This window comes from Variovorax gossypii (assembly GCF_003965815.1).
Lineage (GTDB): Bacteria > Pseudomonadota > Gammaproteobacteria > Burkholderiales > Burkholderiaceae_C > Variovorax > Variovorax gossypii.
Window position 1 is genome coordinate 482430 of the sequence record NZ_RXOE01000001.1, and the last position, 16541, is coordinate 498970.

Genomic DNA, 16541 nt, shown 5'->3' on the forward strand with positions numbered 1-16541 from the left:
ATTCTGGAAGACCAGTTCGTGTGGTTGTCGATCGGCTCGTGGCTCGTGCTTCTGACGTGGCTGTACTCGCGCATCTCGCGCCGTCGGCTGCTGATGTGGGCTGCCCTGGCCGGCGCGCTGCACCTGACGCCGGTGGCCGCGCAGGTCATCAGGGCGGGTTCGGCCATCACGGTCATGGCGCAGGACATGCCGTTCACCTTCTGGGCCCTGCAGGTAGTCAACGTGCTGGTGCTCGGCATGATCCTGGGCATCTGGTACGTCTCGCAGCGGCGCGCATCGCGCTTCCGGCAGACCCAGGCGGTGATGGCGGAGCGCCGCCGCATCGCCAACGACCTGCACGACGGCGTCGGCTCCCGGCTGGTGGCGCTGCTGGCCAGCCAGAACCCCGGGTCCGGCGGCCCCGACAGCCTCTCGATGGCGCTGCAGGCCTGCCTTCTCGAACTGCAAATGACCGTGGACGACCTGGACGATCAGGGCGACAGCACCGTCGTCGAGCGGCTGGGCCATTTGCGCTACCGGCTGAGGCCCGCTTTCGAGCGCATGGGCATCGCGCTCGAGTGGAGCGTGTCGCCCGAGTCCGAGGCCTTTCCCATGCCGGCTGAAACCGCGTCGCAGGTCTGCCGCGTGGCGCAGGAGGCCTTGTCCAACGCATTGCGCCACTCCCGTGCGACCCGCGTCGAGCTGCGCGTGGCTCCGCAGGAGGGCGGCAGGGCGATGGTGCTCGAGGTGCGGGACAACGGCCGGGGGCTGGGCGCGCCGGGCAGCCTGCCGACCGGCGACGAGCACTCTTTCGAGAGCCTGGGCAAGGGGTTGCGCAGCATGCATTCGCGCGCCGAGGCGATCGGGGCGGAGCTCGACATCGCTCCCGTCGCGCCGCATGGCCTGTGCGTGCGGCTGGTGGTGCCTTGCGAGGCGGTCGCGCAGCCGCAGCCCGAGGCACGGCCCGAACACGAAAGCATGCTGTAACACGCCCGCCGGGCGAACCGGCGCGGATGCCGTTCCCGCCTATGGCAAACTCCCGCGCTTTGTTGCCAGGGACGCGCTCAAGACATGCAGAAAATCATTCGCCAGCTCGCCGTCGAGATCAAGGTCGGCGAGAACCAGGTGAAGGCCGCCGTCGAACTGCTCGACGGAGGCGCCACGGTTCCATTCATCGCCCGCTACCGCAAGGAAGCCACCGATGGCCTCGACGACACCCAGCTGCGCGAGATTGAAGCCCGCCTTTCCTACCTGCGCGAACTCGAGGACCGCCGCGTGGCCGTGCTCAAGGCCATCGACGAGCAGGGCAAGCTGACCCCCGAGCTGCGCGCCGCGGTCGAGCTGGCGCCCACCAAGCAGGAGCTGGAAGACCTCTACCTGCCGTTCAAGCAGAAGCGCCGCACCAAGGGCCAGATCGCCCGCGAATTCGGCATCGAGCCGCTGGCCGACAAGCTGCTGGCCAACCCCACGCTCGACCCCGCCGTGGAAGCCAAGGCCTTCCTGCAGCCCTCCACCACGCTCGACGACGGCAAGCCGGGCCCCGACTTCTCCACCGTGCCGCTCGTGCTCGACGGCGTGCGCGACATCCTTTCCGAGCGCTGGGCCGAAGACGCCGCGCTGGTGCAGAGCCTGCGCGAATGGCTCTGGAACGAAGGCCTGCTGCGCTCCAGCCTCATGGCCGGCAAGGACGAGAACAACGCCGACGTCGCCAAGTTCCGCGACTACTTCGAGTACGACGAGCCCATCGGCCGCGTGCCTTCGCACCGTGCGCTGGCCGTGTTCCGCGGTCGCGCGCTCGAGATCCTCGACGCCAAGCTGGTGCTGCCCGTGGAGCCCGAACCGGGCAAGCCCAGCATCGCCGAAGGCCGCATCGCGCTGCACCTGGGCTGGAGCCATTCGGCCCGCCTGTCGGACGACCTGATCCGCAAGTGCGTGGCCTGGACCTGGCGCGTGAAGCTGGCTCTTTCCACCGAGCGCGACCTGTTCACCCGCCTGCGCGAAGACGCGGAAAAGGTCGCCATCAAGGTGTTCGCCGACAACCTGCGCGACCTGCTGCTGGCGGCCCCCGCCGGCCCGCGCGTGGTGATGGGCCTCGACCCCGGCATCCGCACCGGCGTGAAGGTGGCCGTGGTCGATTCCACCGGCAAGCTGGTCGAAACCGCCACCGTGTTCCCGCACGAGCCGCGCAAGGACTGGGAAGGCTCGCTGCACACGCTGGGCAAGCTGTGCGCCAAGCACGGCGTGAACCTGATCGCCATCGGCAACGGCACCGCCAGCCGCGAAACCGACAAGCTGGCCGCCGACCTCATCAAGCTGCTGGCCAAGATGGCCGCGCAGGCCGGCGCGCCCGAGCTGAAGGTCGACAAGGTGGTGGTGAGCGAGGCCGGCGCCTCGGTGTACTCCGCCAGCGAATTCGCCTCGCAGGAAATGCCCGACGTCGACGTGAGCCTGCGCGGCGCCGCCTCCATCGCGCGCCGCCTGCAGGACCCGCTGGCAGAGCTGGTGAAGATCGACCCCAAGAGCATCGGCGTGGGCCAGTACCAGCACGACGTGAACCAGAGCGAACTCGCGCGCACCCTGCAGGCCGTGGTGGAAGACTGCGTGAATTCGGTGGGCGTCGACCTCAACACCGCCAGCGTGCCGCTGCTCAGCCGCGTGTCGGGGCTGTCGTCGAGCGTCGCGAAGGCGGTGGTGCGCTGGCGCGAGGCCAACGGCGCCTTCTCCACCCGCAAGCAGCTGCTGGACGTGACCGGCTTCGGCCCCAAGGCCTTCGAGCAGAGCGCGGGCTTCCTGCGCATCCGCGGCGGCGCCGATCCGCTGGACATCACCGGCGTGCACCCCGAAACCTATCCGCTGGTCGAGCAGATCATCGTGAAGACCGGCAAGCCCATTGCCGAGCTGATGGGCCGCGCCGACATGCTCAAGACGCTGAAGCCCGAACTGTTCGCCAACGAGAAGTTCGGCGTCATCACGGTCAAGGACATCCTGGGCGAACTCGAGAAGCCCGGTCGCGACCCGCGCCCCGACTTCAAGGTGGCGCGCTTCAACGACGGCGTGGAAGACATCGCCGACCTGAAGGAAGGCATGGTGCTCGAGGGCACGGTGAGCAACGTGGCCCAGTTCGGCGCCTTCGTCGATCTCGGCGTGCACCAGGACGGCCTGGTCCACGTGAGCCAGCTGAGCCACAAGTTCGTGAACGACGCGCGCGAGGTCGTGAAGACCGGCGACATCGTCAAGGTCAAGGTCATGGAAGTCGACGTGGCGCGCAAGCGCATCGGCCTGTCGATGAAGCTCGACGCCGCTCCGGCGCGCCGCGACGGCCCGCGCGACAACCGCTTCGAGGGCGCGGGACGCGGGCAGCAGCAGCACGGCCGCCGCGACAGCTCGCCGCAGCCGGCCGGCCAGATGGCCAACGCCTTCGCCAAGCTGCAGGGACTGCGCAAGTAGCAGACCCGGCGGACCGCGACGCACGCTTCTTGCTGACGTGTCCGGCATGACGATGAAAGCCCTGCGCATCTATGCCGGCCCCGCGGCCCGCAAGCACATCGAGCAGCACGGCCTGCGCCCGCAGGACGTGCGCACCATTCCCGGCGCGGCGGGCGGGCCCAAGGGCCTGATCCTCGGGCCGCTCGACCGCTTCATCTTCGGCCGCTGGCTGCCGCAGTCGAGCCAGCAGGTGCATCTGGTGGGCGCCTCGATCGGCGCGTGGCGACTGTCCACGGCCTGCCTGTCGAACTCCGACGCCGCCTTCGAGCGCTTCGAGCACGACTACGTGCACCAGCAGTTCGAGGTGCCGCCGGGGCAGAAGCGGCTCAGCCCGCGCCAGCTGAGCGAGCGCTTCGCCGAGAGCCTTGAAGCCTTCTACGGCGGGCGCATCGGCGAGGTGCTGAGCCATCCGCGATACCGCCTGCACGTCGTGACATCGCGCGGCCGGCACATCCTCGGACGCGAGGGCAGGGCGCGTACGCCGGTGGGTTACCTCGGCGCCTTCGCCACCAACAGCCTGCACCGCAAGAGCCTGGGCGCGTGGCTGGAGCGCTGCGTGTTCTCCACGCCCGGAGCCGCCTTGCCTTTCGCCACGCGCGACTTCCGCACGCGCCAGCACGCGCTGAGCGAGGCCAACTTCAACATGGTGCTGCAGGCCTCGTGCTCCATTCCGTTCCTGCTGGCGGCGGTGCACGACATTCCCGGCGCACCGCGCGGCGCCTACTGGGACGGCGGCATCACCGACTACCACCTGCACCTCGACTACCAGCCGGCCGACGACGGCATCGTGCTGTATCCGCATTTCCAGCAGGCGGTCGTGCCGGGCTGGCTCGACAAGGGCCTGCGCTGGCGCCACAAGGCCAGCGGCTTCCTCGACCGCATGGTGGTGCTCGCGCCCGATCCCGAATGGGTGCGGACCCTGCCCAACGGCAAGCTGCCCGACCGCAAGGACTTCATCCACTTCGCCAACGACGCCCAGTCGCGCATCGCCGCATGGGGCCGGGCCACGCGCGAGGCGCAGCGGCTTTCCGACGAGTTCCAGGACTGGCTTCAGCGCGACGCCGCCCCCGGCATGCTGCCTCTCTGACCCGGCAGCGCCAGGGGCAGGGCGCAGTCGAGGATGTTCACTTCCACCGCATCGCCGGCCTTGAGCGCGGCGCCGGCGGGCCAGCGGCCCGTGCCGATCGAGCGCGTGTGCACGCCGCCGTTGCGGTAGCGCACGACGGCGTAGAGCGCCGCGGTGCCGCCCTCCGCGCCGCAATCGCGGTCGGCCGTCGCGGCCAGGTCGCCGGCCCGCCCGACGCTGACGACCTGCGCCGCTCGCCAGCCGGCGGCGTGGTCGAAGGAATGCGCGTCGAAAGCCGAGCAGCCGCCCAGCGCCAGCGCCCACAGCAGGGTTGCGCGCCGGACGCGTCTCACGGCGCCGGCCCGATCGCCGCCGTGGCCTGGATCTCGACGCGGTATTCCGAGTCGATCAGCTTCGCGCCGACGGTGGCGCGGGCGGGCGTGTGGCCGGCGGGTACCCATTCGTCCCACACCGAGTTCATCGCGGCGTAGTCGCCTACCGTGCGCAGGTAGATCGTCACGCTCACCAGGTCTTTCTTCGTCGCGCCCTGCATGGCGAGCAGGCGGTCGATGTGGCGCAGGATCTCGCGCATCTGCCCGGTGATGTCGAGCGAGGGGTTCTCGGCAACCTGGCCCGAGAGGTACAGCAGGCGCGCGGCGCCCAGGTCGACGGTCACCATCTCGCTGAAGCGGGGGCCCATGTCGTGGCGGATGATGTTCATGGCGATGCGGGGGAATTGGAAGATGACGAGACGATGGCAGGTTGCTGCGCATTCCACCAGCCGCCGCCGAGCGCCTGGAAGAGGGCGGCCGCGTCGGTCAGCCGCAGTGCACGCGCCTGCACGAGGTTGAGTAGCGCCTGCTGTTGCGCCTGCTGCGCGATACGCAGCGAGAGCGCGCTGGCATCGCCCAGACGCACCTGCGCCTGCGTGCGCGCCAGGCTCTGCGAAGCGGTGCGCTCGGCCTTCACGGCCGCCTGCAGCGCGCGCGTGTCGGCGTCGATGGCTTCGAGCGTGTTGGCCACGTCCTGGAAGGCAGCGAGCACCGTCGCGCGGTACTGCGCCGCCGCCTCGTCGAACGAGGCCCGCGCGGCCGCCTCGCGGTGCTTCAGCGCGCCGCCGTCGAAGATGGGCTGCGTCACGCTCCCGGCCACGGTCCAGAAGAGCGACGACGACTTGAACAGGTCCGACAGCCTGTACGCCGACGAGCCGTACGAGTTCACGCCCAGCGTCAGGTTCGGCAGGCGGGCCGCTACCGCCACGCCGATGGCGGCGCTCGCGGCCTGCAGCTGCGCTTCTGCCGCGCGCACGTCGGGCCGGTGCTCGACCAGGCTCGACGGCAGCGTCAGCGGCAGCTCCGACGGCAGCTGCAAGGCATCGAGATCGAATTGCGCCTCGACGCCCTGGCTCGGATAGCGTCCCGCCAGCGCGGCAAGCAGGTTGCGCTGCTGCGCGAGCTGCTTTTCCAGCGGCGGCAGGGTGGCCTCGGTGGCTGCCAGCGAGGCCTCCTGCGCGTCGACGTCGGCTGGCGCCACCTGGCCCAGCGCCAGTTGCTTGCGGTAGGCCGCGAGCATCTCCTTCTGGCCCGCGACGATGGCCTGCGTGGCGCGTTGCTGCGCGCGCAGCGAGGCCTCGGTGATCGCGGCAGCCACCACGTTGCTGCTCAGCGTGAGCTTCGCCGCCACCGTCTGGAAGCGCTGCAGCTCGGTCTGCGCCTTGGCGCCTTCCACCTGCCGGCGGGTGGCACCGAACACGTCGGGCGTGTACGACACCGTCACCTGCGCCGTGTGCAGCGTGTAGAGGCTCGCGTTGGACGACACCGGGCTCGCGACCGCGCTGGCCACGCGCTGCCTCGTGGGCGAGTAGCCCAGCGCCACGGTCGGCCAGAAGGCGGCGCGGTCGGCCGCCTCGTTCTCCTGCGCGGCGCGCAGCGCAGCGTCGGCGGCCTCGATGGTCGGGTTGCCGGCGAGGCTCTGCGTCACCAGCGCGTTCAGCGGTTCGCTGCGAAAGGCCTGCCACCACTGGGCGGGTACGTCCAGCTCGGGCGACAGGCGTGCCAGCGGCACGCTCTCGGCCTCGCGGCTCGTGGGCGGCTCGGCCGTGTACTGCGCGGGCAGGCTCAGCCCCGGGCGAGCGTAGTCGGGGCCGACGGCGCACCCGGCCATCAGCAGGGTCAGCGCGACGCCTGCGGCCGCGGGGGCCGTTCTTGTCTTCATTGCTTTCGTCATTTTTCTTGCTCCCTCAGCGGTCGCGGCGCGAGCGGGTGCCCCAGCCCTTGCGCTCGAACAGGCGCTCCATCGCGAAGTACAGCGTCGGCAGGATGAAGAGCGTCAGCAGCGTCGACACCACCAGCCCGCCGACAACCACGGTCGCCAGGCCGCGCTGCACGTCGGTACCCACGCCGGTGGCCAGTGCGGCGGGCAGCATGCCCACCGATGCAACGGTGGCAGTCATCAGCACCGGCCGCAGCCGCTCGGTCGCGCCTTCGAGCACCGAGGCCTGCAGCTCCAGCCCTTCGCCACGCACGCGCCGGAAGTTCGCGACCATGATGATCCCGTTCTGTATCGACACGCCGAACAGCGCGATGAAGCCCACGGCCGTGGCCACGTTGAGCGTTTCGCCCGCCACGTGCACCGCGATCAGCCCGCCCAGCGTGGCCATCGGGACCACGCCGAGGATCAGCGCAACCTGCCGGATCTTTCCGAACTGGAAGAACAGCAGCACAGCCATGATGCAGACCACGATGGCCAGCGACACGCCCAGGCGGGCCTGCGCGCGCTGCTGGTTCTCGAACTGGCCGGCCCACTGCAGGCGGAATTTCGTGGCGTCGAACTTCACCTCCTTCGCGATGCGATCGCGTGCCTCGTCGAGGTAGGAGGCCAAGTCGCGGTCGCGGTTGTCCACGCGCACCGTGATCTGGCGCTCGTTCATCTCGTGCGAGATCGTGCTTTCGCCGGTCTGCAGCCGGATGTCGGCCACCTGCGAGAGCGGCACCTTCGCGCCGCCGGAGCTGTTGAGCAGCAGCGCGCCGATGGCCTCGGTGTTGCCCTTGGCGCTCTTGGGCATCTTCACCGACACGTTGTAGGTGCGGTTGCCCGAGTACACCGTGATCACCGGCGCGCCGCCGATGCCGGTCTGGATCAGGCTGGCCACGTCGTTCGCATTGACGCCGAAGCGCGCCGCCGCCTCGCGGTTGAGCTGGATCACCACCTGCGGAATGGGCGGCTCCTGGAACAGCGAGGCCGAGGCCGTGCCGCGCACCGTCTCCAGCAGATCGACGATCTGGTTGCCGATGCGCCGGCTTTCCTTCAGGTCGTCGCCGTAGATGCGCAGCACCAGCGGGCTGTGCGCGCCGCCCACGGCGTCGTTCACGCCGTCGATGATCGGCTGGCTGATGCCCACGTCGAAGCCCGGCATGCGCGCGAAGCGCTCGGTCAGAGTGCGCACGAAGTCCGCCTTCTTCACGCCGGCCGGCCACTCGCTGTACGGCTTGAGGCCCACTGGCACCTCCATGTGCGAGGGCGTCCACGGGTCGGTGCCGTCGTCGTTGCGGCCGAGTTGGGTCACCACGTACGACACCTCGGGGTATTCGAGCAGCACGTGCCTCAGCTCCGTGGCCATCTCGCTGGCCTTGTCGAGCGACAGGCCCGAGGGCAGCTGCACCTGCAACCACAGCGCGCCTTCGTCGATGTCGGGCAGGAACTCGCGCCCGGCCGTGGCGCCCAGCACTACCACCGCTGCAAGTGCCGCCACGCTCAGGCCGTAGGCGATGGCGGGCACCTCCAGCAGCCTGGCCAGCACCCGGCGGTACGCCGCCGTGAGCCACACCAGCGGCTTGTTGACGAAGGGCTTGCTCGGCTTGCGCAGCGCCACGTAGGCCAGGCTCGGGATGAGCGTCAGCGCGCAGAGCAGGGCGCCCACCAGCGCGTAGCCCACGGTGAAGGCCATCGGCTTGAAGAGCTTGCCCTCGGCGCGCTCGAACGCGAAGAGCGGAAAGTACGCCGTGATGATGATCAGCGTGGCGAAGAAGATCGGCCCCGACACGTGGCTCACCGTCTCGAGGATGTTGCCCTCGGTGAGCGTGGCGTGCGGTTCCTCCTCGCGCCTGCGCAAGATGGCCTCCATCACCACGATGGCGCCGTCCACGATGATGCCGAAGTCGATCGCGCCCAGCGAGAACAGGTTGGCCGGCATGCGGGTGAAGTGCATCACGATGAACACCGTCACCAGCGACATAGGAATGGCCACCGCCGCCACCACCGCGCTGCGCGGGCTGCCCAGGAAAAGGATCAGCACGAAGCACACCAGCGCCATGCCTTCGAGCACCGTGTGCGTCACCTTGTCGACCGTGAGCTTCACCAGGTCGTCGCGGTCGATGTAGGGCACGATCTTCACGCCCATGGGCGCGAGCTCGGCCTGCAGCTCGTCGATCTTCCTGTGCACGCCTTCGAGCACGCGCGAGGGGTTCTCGTACTTGAGCATCAGCACGATGCCCTCGATGGTGTCCGGGTTGGTGTCCTTGCCGAGGATGCCGCCGCGCTCCTGGTGGCCGAACTGCAGCCGCCCGAGGTCGCGCACCAGCACCGGCGAGCCGTTGCTCTGCGCCACCACCACCGTGCCCAGGTCGTCCAGCGTGCGGATCTGGCCGATGCCGCGCACCACGTAGCTCTGGTCGCCGCGCGCGATGCGCCCGCCGCCCGCGTTCGCGCTGTTGTTGTTGATGGCGGTGACCACGTCGTTGAGCACCAGCCCGTACTTCTGCAGCCGAGCCGGGTCGAGCTCCAGCTGGAACTCCTTGGTGAAGCCGCCGAAGTTGTTGATGTCCACCACGCCGGCAACCTGCTTGAGCGCGGGAATCACTTTCCAGCGCTGCAGCTCCGACAGCTCCATCAGGTTCTTCGTGTCCGACTCCAGCGTGTAGCGGTAGATCTCGCCGGCCGGCCCCGCCACCGGGCCCAGGCCGGGCTGCGCGCCCGAGGGCAGGCTGACCTGGCCGATGCGCTCGGTCACGCGCTGGCGCGCGAAGTAGTCGTCGGTGCCGTCCTTGAAGGTCAGCGTGATGAGCGACAGTCCGAAGGTGCTGCTCGAGCGGATCGAGGCCAGTCCCGGCGTGTTGCTCAGCGCGCGTTCCAGCGGCGTGGTGATCTGCTGCTCGATCTCCTCGGCGGCCAGGCCGTTGACCTGCGTCGTCACCTGCACGTTGACGTCGCCGAGGTCGGGGTACGCCTCGACCGTCATCTGCGTCCACGACCACGCGCCGAAAAGCACCAGCGCCACCGACATCGCCCAGGCGAGGTGCCTGCGGCGGAAGAACTGGGTGATGATGAGATTAATCATTCAGCAGCACACCACCACGCACCACCACGCGCTCGCCCGCGGCCAGGCCGCTGCGGATGCGCACCTTGTCGCCGTCTTCCCGGCCCAGTTCCACCGTGCGCCGCACGAAGGTCCAGGGCTCGGCCTCGACGAAGACACTCACGCTGTCGTTGTTCATCAGCAGCGCCGAGGCCGGCACCTGCGGCTGCGCGCCCTGCGGCACGCCCAGCACCGCCGTCGCGTACATGTTGGGCTTGAAGATCCCGTCGGGGTTGGCGAACACGATGCGCGCGCGGGCGCGGCGCGTGTCCGCGTCGAGCACCGCGCTCACGAAGGCGACCTTGCCGCTGAAGCTGCGGCCCGGATAGGCCGCCAGCGTGACCACCGCGTTCTGCCCCGGCGCGACCGTGCCGACGACGCTCTCGGGCACGTTGACCGTGACCCAGACCGAGTCGAGGTTCGACACCGTCATCAGCGCCGCGTTGGCGTCGTTCAGGTTCGCGCCCGGGGCAGCGTTCAGTGCCGTGACCGTGCCGGACGTGGGCGCGACGATCTTCAGCACCTGGCCGGCCTGCGCGCCGCCGCCCTCGGCGCCAAGGCTGCGCAGACGCGCCTCGCTGCGGCGCAGTTCGGCCGTCTGCTGGGCGACGGCGCTCTGGGCCGCTTCCACGTCCTTGGCGGCGTTGGAGCCGGCCTCGTTCACGCCGCGCGCACGCACCAGCGCACGCTGGGCGAGGTCGAGCGCGTCGCGGGCCTTCTGCGCGTCGGCGACGGCCTGCGCCAGGTCGGGCGAGCTCATCGTCGCGAGCACCTGGCCGCGCCTGACGGTGTCGCCCAGCCGCACCTTCAGCTCGAGCAGCCGGCCGGTCAGCGGCGGCAGGATGTTGACGGTGCCGGCCGGGTCGGCTTCCACAGTGGCCGGCAGGCTCACTTCGTGCGGCAGGGCGTCCTGGCCGACCGTTGCGACCAGCAGGCGATCGCGCAGCGGCGACCCCGCGGGCACGTTCAGCCGGTTGCCCTGGCGCACGAGCATCGGGGCCGGCGCGGCCGCCACCGCGGTGGCCGCATGGGCGGGGTTGTCGAACGAGTCGACGCACAGGGCCGCGCAGGTCATCAGGCCGAAGACGATGCGTGCGGGGGTGATCTGGTAGAGGGTTTTCTTCTTCATCGCGATGCGGATGTCGCGGGACGGGCGCGCCGCGCATGGGACCCCTTCCCATGCCCTCGATCCGCTCCCGTCTCCTGCCGGGGAGCGTATGAAAGGGCGCCTGAAGAAGCTCCCAAGAAATCCTGAAGTTCTCTTCAGGATCGGCCACCGACGGCCTTTGGTGGCCTTCGGTGGCCGGGAGTCAGGAAGGCGCGGCATGATCCGCGCCATGAGAATTCTGCTGATCGAAGACGACCGCAAGGCGGCTCGCCTGCTGGCCCGGGGCCTGCAGGAAGAGGGCTTCGTGGTCGACGTGGTGCACACGGCGGAGGAAGGCGACGAAGAGGCATTCGTCGTCGCCTACGACCTGATCGTGCTCGACTGGATGCTGCCCGGGAAGGACGGCCTCACCCTGTGCCGCGACCTGCGCCAGCGCGGCTGCAAGACGCCCGTGCTCATGCTGACGGCCCGCGACGCGCTGAGCGACCGCGTGGCCGGCCTCAACACCGGCGCCGACGACTACCTGACCAAGCCCTTCGCCTTCGACGAGCTGCTGGCCCGCGTGCGCGCGCTGCTGCGCCGCTCCGAGCTCGTGCGTCCGGTGGTGCTCTCGCTGGCCGACCTGAGCCTCGATCCGCTGAGCCAGCGGGTGCTGCGCGGCGGCATGGTGCTCGACCTGACGCACAAGGAGTTCGCGATCCTGCAGATCCTGCTGCGCCATGCCGGCGAGGTGGTCAGCCGCTCGCGCCTGGCCGAGCAGGTGTGGAAGGACGACCTGATCGCCATCGACAACCTGATCGACGTGCACATCAGCAACCTGCGCCGCAAGGTCGACGCGCCGCCGGCAGCGCCGCTGATACAGACGGTGCGCGGGCGCGGTTTCAGGCTGGCGCCGGCCGACGACAGCGCAGGCACCGGAACCGGAGCCGCCGCGCATGCTTAGCTTTCGCAAGCGGCTCGCGCTGGCGCACGTGAGCGCGATCGTCGTGGTGATGGCGGTCGCCGCCTTCGGCTCGTACCTCGTGTTCTCGCGCAACGTGCACCGCGAGCTCGATGCCGCGCTGCTGGCGCTGGCCGAGACCGAGATGGGCATGCTGCTGTCCGCCGGCGAGGGCGACACCGTCATCGTGCACGAGGCCCCACCGGGCCCCGGTGCGCCGTCGTTCGTGCGGCTCGACCGGCTGGTGCAGATCGTCGACGCCGACGGGCGCGTGCTCGCGCGCAGCAGCAACCTCGGCGAGGCGCAGCTGCCCATCCCGCTCGCGCTGCGCGAGAGGTTGGCCGCGGGCGAAACCGTGTTCGAGACGCTCGACGGCTACGGCGAGGAGCCCACGCGCATGGTCTCGGTGCCCGTGCCGGGCCGCAGTTCGCTGCTCGCGGTGCAGGTGGCGGGCTCGCTGGACGACGTGAACCGCACGGTGGCCATGGCCAGCGCGCTGTTCCTGATCCTCGGCTGCGCGCTGCTGCTGGCGCTGGGCGCGGCGGGCGCGCTGATCACCCGGCGCGCGTTCGGCGCCATCGACGACGTGGTGCGGCAGGCACACCGCATCGGGGACGCGAATCTCGGCGAGCGACTGCCGCACCCCGGAACGAAGGACGAGATCGGGCGGCTTGTGGACACGCTCAACGACATGCTGGCGCGCATCGAGCAGGGCATGGAAGCACAGCGGCGCTTCACCGCCGACGCCTCGCACGAACTGCGCTCGCCGCTGTCGCGCCTGCGCACCGAGCTCGAGCTGGCCTTGCGCAGGCCGCGCGAACCGGCCGCGTACGTCGAGACGCTGCATTCCTCGCTGGAGGAGGTCGAGTCGCTCACGCTGCTGGTCGAGGAGCTGCTCGTGCTGGCCCGACTCGATGCCGGTCAGGAGCGCGACGTGGCCGAGACGGTGTCGCTCAACCAGCTCGTGGAAGAAGCATCGAGGCGACTGGAGCCGCTGGCACGCGAACGACGCCTCACGCTTTCGCTGGAGCCCGCGCCGCCGGTGGCCGCGCGGGTGGCGCGCGGTGCGGCCAGCCTGGCATTGGCCAACCTGCTCGACAACGCCCTCAAGTTCTCGCCGGCCGGAACCACCGTGCGCGTGGGCCTGCGGGCGGATGCCGATGCCAACGAGGCCGTCATCAGCGTGGCCGACAGCGGCCCCGGCATACGCGGCGACGAAATGCCGCATCTGTTCGAGCGCTTCTACCGTGGGGCCACTGCGCGGTCGGACGAGAAGACGCCGGGTCTCGGGCTCGGATTGGCCTTGTCTCAGGCCGTGGTGCATGCGCATGGCGGGCGGATCGAGGCGGCGAATGAAAGCGGTGGTGGGGCGCGGTTCGAGATGCGGTTGCCGTTGGCGAGGTGAACGGCGAAGGCTTCGCGCCAATGCGGTCGCCGGGCAAACCCTGACCGTGCCGCCGCGCGGCGCTTCGAGAATGGTCCGCTCCATTTCCGAAGAAGCAACGAAGAAGGGTTTCCGCCGCCATGCCTCAAGCCACGCTGTCCCGCCGCCGGTTCACGCTAGCCACCGCCGCCGCAAGCCTTGCGATGCCGTCGTTCGCGCAGGGCGCATGGCCCTCGAAGCCGATCCGCATCGTCGTGCCTTACACGCCGGGCGGCTTCACCGACCAGATGGCGCGGCTGGTGCAGATCGGGCTGCAGACGAAGCTTGGCCAGCCGGTGCTGATCGACAACAAGCCCGGAGCCAACAGCCTGATCGGCGTCGATGCGATCGCCAAGGCAGCGCCCGACGGCACGACCTTCGGCGTGGTCATCGCGGCCTATGCGGCCAACACCACGCTGTACCCGAAGCTGCCCTACGACCCACGCAAGGACCTGACGGGCGTTTCGCTGATGGGCGTGTCGCCGCTGCTGGCGGCGGTGAATGTCGACGCGCCCTTCAAGACCGCGCGCGAGCTCATCGACTACGCGCGCGCCAATCCGGGCAAGGTGAGCTTCGGCTCGTCGGGCAACGGCTCGGCGGCGCATCTCACCACCGAGCTGTGGAAGTCGCTGACGCAGACGTACATGATCCACATCCCGTACCGCGGCGCGATGCCGGCGCTGACCGACCTGATGGGCGGGCAGATCCAGCTTTTCTTCGATGCGCCCACGGGCCTCATCAACCAGGCCAAGGCGGGCAAGGTGCGGCTGATCGGCGTGGCGGGGGACAAGCGCCTCGCGGCGGCGCCTGAGGTGCCGACATTCATCGAGCAGGGCTTCGCGGGCTTCATCGGCAGCACCTGGGCCGGCATGCTGGCGCCGGCGGCCACGCCGCGCGACATCGTCAAGCGCATGTCGGAAGAGGTGGCCCGCATCATCAGGAGCGACGAGACGCGCGCGAAGCTCGACGCGATGGGCACCATTCCGGCGGGCAGCACGCCCGAGGAATTCGATGCATTCATCACCGCCGAGACGGCGAAGTGGGGAAAGGTCATCCGCACCGCGGGCGTGAAGGCCGAGTAGTGCTTTCAGCGTAGCCGGGTCTTTTCAGGACGGGCTCCGAGTGTCCGGAAGGTCATTCGGATGGCACTGCACGGATAGCGCGGCCCGTCGAAGGGCAATCGAGAATTTCAGTGCCTCAGAGAAGGCGCGGGTCCACCCAAGCTGAACAAGCGATGGGTTTGGCGAAATCCCAACTCGATACCTGGAGACAAATCTTGAACAAGACGACGAATTCCGGCCTTCGTGAGACATGGCGGTCGCGGCTGCTGCTGCGGCCCATCTTCGTGGCAATGGCCTGCGGCGGGTTCATTGCATCGGCCCACGCGGCCAGCGACATTTCGGGCACTCTCGTCCGGACCTGCTCCAACCAGTTGAACGGCACGCAGTACGGCGATGCCTTGCTCGACGATTTCCGCGGCACCCGCTTTCCTTCGCCGCGCACGGGCGGATTCACGGTCACGTCCGTCGAGCAGGTCTGGCTCGCGCTGCCGGCCTATTGCCTCATCAAGGGAACGATCCAGCCGACTTCTCCCGACCGCGTGGATCCGGCCGTCAAGGACCCGAGCTATCGCGTGCCCGACATCAACTACCAGATCTATGTGCCGGCCCAGTGGAACGGAAAGTTCGTGCAGCTCGGCGGCGGCGGATTCGCCTGGAAGACCGACGTTGTCGCCAACGGCATCCAGACCAATCTGCAGTATTCGCCCTCGCTGCAGGGGATTGCGCTGTCGAACTACGCCGTGATCCTCAGCGACGCGGGCGCCGGCGATTCGGGCAAGTCGTTCAACCCTGATTTCGTGCGACCCGGCAGGAAGCTCGGTGAGGTCGCGAAGCAGGAAATGGTGAAGAACTTCGGGCAGGACTCCATCAAGAAATCGCTGGACGTCGGGCTGTATCTCCTGAAGAAGCTCACAGGGAGCAAGCCGACCGACACGTACTTCGTCGGCATTTCCACCGGCGGCAGGCAGGCACTGAAGGCCATGGCGAACTGGCCCGACGCCTACGACGGCATCGTCGCGGGAGCGCCGCCCGTGGACGAGACCAACCTGCTCAAGAGCATCGAGGTGCCGGCGGTGGTCAACGACTGGGTGGTCAACTGGGGCAGCGCCTCGGCGATGATCACGAGCCTCTTCGGCCAGGAGGTGTCGCAGCAGACCCTGAGCGACGGGCTGGGCGCCGTCTCGCGGCATCTGGCGGACGTGGCCATCGAGTCGGGCGCGGACTACGACGGCTACAACAGGCTGCTGGACGTGCTCGCGCCCGTCTGGAACGTCCAGCCCCGCGAACTCCTGCCGTTCTTCGACGCGGCGGCGAGCCAGAAGAAGGCGGGCGCGAAGGGCAAGAAGATCATCGTCTACCAGGGCACGTCGGACTTCCTGGTGCCCTGCACGCAGGCCGGTGAGTTCGTCAGCAAGCTGGCGGCCTTGCCTTCGGGTGGAAGGGTGACATCGGGCGAGATCAAGGCCTCGGTTCGCGCCTATTTCATCGAGGACTACAGCCACGGCTTCTACAACACCAATACGCTGCTCAGGCGGATTGGCCTGACGCCGCTACAGCTGGCCTGGAATGCGGTGGCTGACCTCGACAACTGGGTGCACGACGATCAGGCCCGAGTCGGCGCGCCGTCGCTCGCAAGAAACGCGACGGGCGAGATTCCGTCGAACCAGGCCCTGAACGCCTGGAAATGCATCGCCAGCCCCTGAGGCCGGCAGCGCCCCCGGCGCCAAGGCCAAGAGTCAGGGGGCCAGCACCAGCACCTTGAACTGGCTCGGCACGATCCGCATGCCGATGATGTTGCAGCGGTTCTGCACCGACAGGCTGGTCATGCGCGTGCACGGCGTGCCCTTCAGCAGCACGGTGAACGCGCCGGTGATGTGACGCGAGGGGCCCATCACCGTCTGCGAAACCACACCCATCAGCACCCCGGCGTTGTCGCCGTTGGTGATGGGCGTGGTGGTCGCCAGGTTGTGAGCGGGCGTGCCGCCGTAGAGGATGTTCCAGGCGTTGGGGATGGCGGTCGGCCCCAGCGCGAAGTTGGGGTAGGGAATCGGCAGCGCCGGCGGCGTCTTGCAGACGTCGGGGAAGGCGAGGTCAACGCCCATCATCTGTGCATTGGCAAACATGG

General features: G+C 69.2%; 13 protein-coding genes. 7 read left to right on the forward strand and 6 right to left on the reverse strand.

The genetic code is table 11. The annotated features are described in order from the left end of the window. Positions 1-18 precede the first annotated feature (18 nt). From EJP69_RS02245 to EJP69_RS02255, 3 genes are all read left to right on the forward strand, one after another. The gene (locus EJP69_RS02245) at positions 19-966 is read left to right on the forward strand and encodes a sensor histidine kinase (RefSeq protein WP_240652005.1); all 948 of its coding nucleotides are present in this window, start codon (positions 19-21) and stop codon (positions 964-966) included. Between the two features lie 84 nt (positions 967-1050). Continuing rightward, positions 1051-3426 (forward strand): Tex family protein, encoded by a 2376-nt coding sequence (locus EJP69_RS02250; RefSeq protein WP_126468575.1) that lies wholly within the window; start codon positions 1051-1053, stop codon positions 3424-3426. 52 nt (positions 3427-3478) lie between these two features. Further along, positions 3479-4552: a patatin-like phospholipase domain-containing protein gene (locus EJP69_RS02255; protein ID WP_093306884.1), complete on the forward strand. Its 1074-nt coding sequence runs from the start codon at positions 3479-3481 to the stop codon at positions 4550-4552. On the opposite strand, the gene EJP69_RS02260 is transcribed toward EJP69_RS02255, so the two are convergent. From EJP69_RS02260 to EJP69_RS02280, 5 genes are read right to left on the reverse strand one after another with little or no spacing between them, the layout of a single operon-like run. Further along, positions 4516-4884 (reverse strand): hypothetical protein, encoded by a 369-nt coding sequence (locus tag EJP69_RS02260; RefSeq protein ID WP_240652006.1) that lies wholly within the window; start codon positions 4882-4884, stop codon positions 4516-4518. The genes EJP69_RS02255 and EJP69_RS02260 overlap by 37 nt on opposite strands. After that, the gene (locus EJP69_RS02265) at positions 4881-5252 is read right to left on the reverse strand and encodes a RidA family protein (RefSeq protein WP_093195093.1); all 372 of its coding nucleotides are present in this window, start codon (positions 5250-5252) and stop codon (positions 4881-4883) included. Before EJP69_RS02265 ends, EJP69_RS02260 begins: the two co-directional genes overlap by 4 nt. Beyond that, a complete protein-coding gene (locus tag EJP69_RS02270) occupies positions 5249-6745 on the reverse strand; it encodes an efflux transporter outer membrane subunit (protein WP_126468576.1) in 1497 nt (498 codons plus the stop codon). The genes EJP69_RS02265 and EJP69_RS02270 overlap by 4 nt, the downstream gene beginning before the upstream one ends. Before the next feature lie 25 nt (positions 6746-6770). Next, positions 6771-9866, reverse strand: coding sequence for an efflux RND transporter permease subunit (locus EJP69_RS02275; protein WP_126468577.1), 3096 nt, complete (start codon positions 9864-9866; stop codon positions 6771-6773). After that, on the reverse strand, positions 9859-11013 hold the full coding sequence (locus tag EJP69_RS02280; protein WP_126468578.1) for an efflux RND transporter periplasmic adaptor subunit: 1155 nt from the start codon (positions 11011-11013) through the stop codon (positions 9859-9861). The genes EJP69_RS02275 and EJP69_RS02280 overlap by 8 nt, the downstream gene beginning before the upstream one ends. Positions 11014-11221: 208 nt before the next feature. On the opposite strand from EJP69_RS02280, the gene EJP69_RS02285 reads away from it, so the two are divergent. From EJP69_RS02285 to EJP69_RS02300, 4 genes are all read left to right on the forward strand, one after another. Beyond that, positions 11222-11935: a response regulator transcription factor gene (locus EJP69_RS02285; protein ID WP_126468579.1), complete on the forward strand. Its 714-nt coding sequence runs from the start codon at positions 11222-11224 to the stop codon at positions 11933-11935. Further along, on the forward strand, positions 11928-13337 hold the full coding sequence (locus EJP69_RS02290; RefSeq protein WP_126468580.1) for a sensor histidine kinase: 1410 nt from the start codon (positions 11928-11930) through the stop codon (positions 13335-13337). The genes EJP69_RS02285 and EJP69_RS02290 overlap by 8 nt, the downstream gene beginning before the upstream one ends. A gap of 119 nt (positions 13338-13456) precedes the next feature. Beyond that, a complete protein-coding gene (locus EJP69_RS02295; RefSeq protein ID WP_126468581.1) occupies positions 13457-14437 on the forward strand; it encodes a tripartite tricarboxylate transporter substrate binding protein in 981 nt (326 codons plus the stop codon). A 194-nt stretch (positions 14438-14631) separates the two neighbouring features. Further along, the gene (locus tag EJP69_RS02300; protein ID WP_170217029.1) at positions 14632-16119 is read left to right on the forward strand and encodes a tannase/feruloyl esterase family alpha/beta hydrolase; all 1488 of its coding nucleotides are present in this window, start codon (positions 14632-14634) and stop codon (positions 16117-16119) included. 33 nt (positions 16120-16152) lie between these two features. Here EJP69_RS02300 and EJP69_RS02305 read toward each other — a convergent pair whose 3' ends face one another. Further along, on the reverse strand, positions 16153-16539 hold the full coding sequence (locus EJP69_RS02305; protein WP_093195101.1) for a DUF4150 domain-containing protein: 387 nt from the start codon (positions 16537-16539) through the stop codon (positions 16153-16155). Between the last annotated feature and the right edge of the window lie 2 nt (positions 16540-16541).

Bases quoted from the DNA above. Each gene is read 5' to 3' on its own strand.
- EJP69_RS02280 (WP_126468578.1), bottom strand. From the start codon at position 11,013: ATGAAGAAGAAAACCCTCTACCAGATCACCCCCGCACGCATCGTCTTC.
- EJP69_RS02305 (WP_093195101.1), bottom strand. From the start codon at position 16,539: ATGTTTGCCAATGCACAGATGATGGGCGTTGACCTCGCCTTCCCCGAC.
- EJP69_RS02290 (WP_126468580.1), top strand. From the start codon at position 11,928: ATGCTTAGCTTTCGCAAGCGGCTCGCGCTGGCGCACGTGAGCGCGATC.
- EJP69_RS02295 (WP_126468581.1), top strand. From the start codon at position 13,457: ATGCCTCAAGCCACGCTGTCCCGCCGCCGGTTCACGCTAGCCACCGCC.
- EJP69_RS02285 (WP_126468579.1), top strand. From the start codon at position 11,222: ATGAGAATTCTGCTGATCGAAGACGACCGCAAGGCGGCTCGCCTGCTG.
- EJP69_RS02275 (WP_126468577.1), bottom strand. From the start codon at position 9,866: ATGATTAATCTCATCATCACCCAGTTCTTCCGCCGCAGGCACCTCGCC.
- EJP69_RS02265 (WP_093195093.1), bottom strand. From the start codon at position 5,252: ATGAACATCATCCGCCACGACATGGGCCCCCGCTTCAGCGAGATGGTG.
- EJP69_RS02270 (WP_126468576.1), bottom strand. From the start codon at position 6,745: ATGAAGACAAGAACGGCCCCCGCGGCCGCAGGCGTCGCGCTGACCCTG.
- EJP69_RS02255 (WP_093306884.1), top strand. From the start codon at position 3,479: ATGAAAGCCCTGCGCATCTATGCCGGCCCCGCGGCCCGCAAGCACATC.
- EJP69_RS02250 (WP_126468575.1), top strand. From the start codon at position 1,051: ATGCAGAAAATCATTCGCCAGCTCGCCGTCGAGATCAAGGTCGGCGAG.